At 72.7% G+C, this 1,821-nt stretch carries 2 protein-coding genes; both read right to left on the bottom strand.

Translation table 11 applies throughout. The features are described from left to right. On the bottom strand, positions 1–716 hold a 716-nt coding region (locus HY68_RS18085), incomplete at its 3' end, for a DUF4429 domain-containing protein (RefSeq protein WP_241778608.1). Positions 717–779: 63 nt separating this feature from the next. Continuing rightward, the coding region (locus tag HY68_RS18090) for an alpha/beta hydrolase (RefSeq protein ID WP_052457124.1) at positions 780–1,821 on the bottom strand (1,042 nt) is incomplete at its 5' end.

Consider the following 1,821-nt stretch of genomic DNA (forward strand, 5'->3'; position numbering starts at 1 on the left):
AACGGCAGCGACTCGTGGACGGGCCCGTAGCCGAGCCCGAACACCACCGCCGCCGGGTCGTGGTCGGCCTGGCCCGGCCGTTCGGGGTCCGGCGCGTCCGCCTCGCCGTCGCCGCGCCGCAGCAGCCGCAGATGGCCGTCGAAGACCTCGGGGGAGCGCCACTCGACCCCGCGCAGTTCGGCGACGTGGAAACTCTGGTCGCCTGCTTTCCACTTGGCGGACGAGGCGCCCGTCCAGAACCACCGGAAGGTGACCCGGCTGCCGTCGAAGGAGGCCTTGCCGTCGTACGCCTTGAACAGCAGCGGCGCTTCGGGCGCCGTCACCAGATAGCGCTCGGCGGGCTCAGGCTCGTCCGTACCCGGGTCCGCCGACCCGGCGGTCCTGGTGAGCACGGCCCGCAGCTCGTCGGCGTAGTACTCGGCGAGCGTCTCGCGCCCCGCGGGGACCACCAGCCGGTACGGGTCGCAGCTCTCCTTGAGCTGCCCCGCCGCCGCGTCCATCAGCGGGTCGGCGCCCGGCCGTGGCACGGCGTGCAGTACGACGGTTCCGCGTTTGCCCGGGGAGAGGGTGACCGACGACAACGCCTTGTGGGGGATGCGGCGTTCGCGGAGGGTCTGGAGGAGCTTCGGCGTGCGTATCCCTCTTTCGAAGCGGACGAGCACGGAGTCGCCCTCGAACTCCCAGGTGGTATGAATTCCGGCCAGCACATCACCCATGTGGTGCATCTTAGGCGGCGTGCGCCCGCGCGTCTGCTGCCGAAGCAGGAAAATCTACGCGCGTCAGCTCTCTCCCGCACCACGGATTCCACTGCGGCACGTGCTGCCTCCGTGGGCACATGTCACCGCCGCGTACGCGCCGACGCCGATCTCGGCGAAGTTGCCGACGCTCTCGGTACCGGGTTCGAAGTAGCCGCCGTGACCACGCGCGCCGGCCGCCGAGATGACCCGGGCGCCGAAGCCGCGTGCCATCGGGTCGGCGCCGTGGCCGAGCCCGGCGAAGTCCAGGTGCGGCACGTCCTCGATCCAGTCGTCGCTGTCGCGCATCGCCCAGACCCGGGCGTCGGTGTGCAACTGGCGGGCGTCCGCCACCCGCATCCCCGGGCTGCCGGCCACGGCCACGTCGGCGACCCTGGACGGCAGCTGGTCGGCCGCCACGCCGCACACCACGGAGCCGTAGCTGTGGCAGAACAGCGAGACGCTCGACCGGCCAGGCAGCGCGCCGGTGAGCGCCGACAGCCGTACCGCGCCGTTCTCCGCGAGCTTGCCGGTGGCCGCGTCCATGCCGAGCCCGGCGGGCGCGGTGTAGTCGCCCCAGGCGATCACGGCGGTGTGCGTGTCGGGCGCCGCGGCGCGCTCGGCCGCGTAGAGCGACTCGGCCATGCCCACGGGCGCCGTGTACTTCTTGTCGTTGAACTTCTCGAACGACAGCAGGTCCGTGTCGACACCGGGGACGACGACCGAGACGCGCCGGGCGCTGTCCAGGTCCCCGAAGACCTCGGCGGCCCGGCCCTTGCCTGAGGGGTCGAAGGCGAGGATCTGCCGTTTGCCGCGCAGCAGCGACTCGTAGCGGCGCATGGTGCGCCCGGCGTCGCTGCGGCCGTCGGCCGACAGTCTCACGTCGCGCATCCGGCGCGTCTCGATCCTGCGTGCCTGGTCGAGGGCGCGCCGGTTGGCGCGGTAGCGCAGGGTGACGGGAGCGCCGTTGAGATTGCCGACGACCAGCGGGAAGCGGTCGGCGAGTCGCGTCTGTTCGGCGGCGGTCAGGGAGCCGAAGAAGGCCGCGAGGCGCTTCGGCGGGGCGGCCGGGTCGGGCAGCCGCTGG

Source organism: Streptomyces sp. AcH 505 (genome assembly GCF_000818175.1).
Lineage (GTDB): Bacteria > Actinomycetota > Actinomycetes > Streptomycetales > Streptomycetaceae > Streptomyces.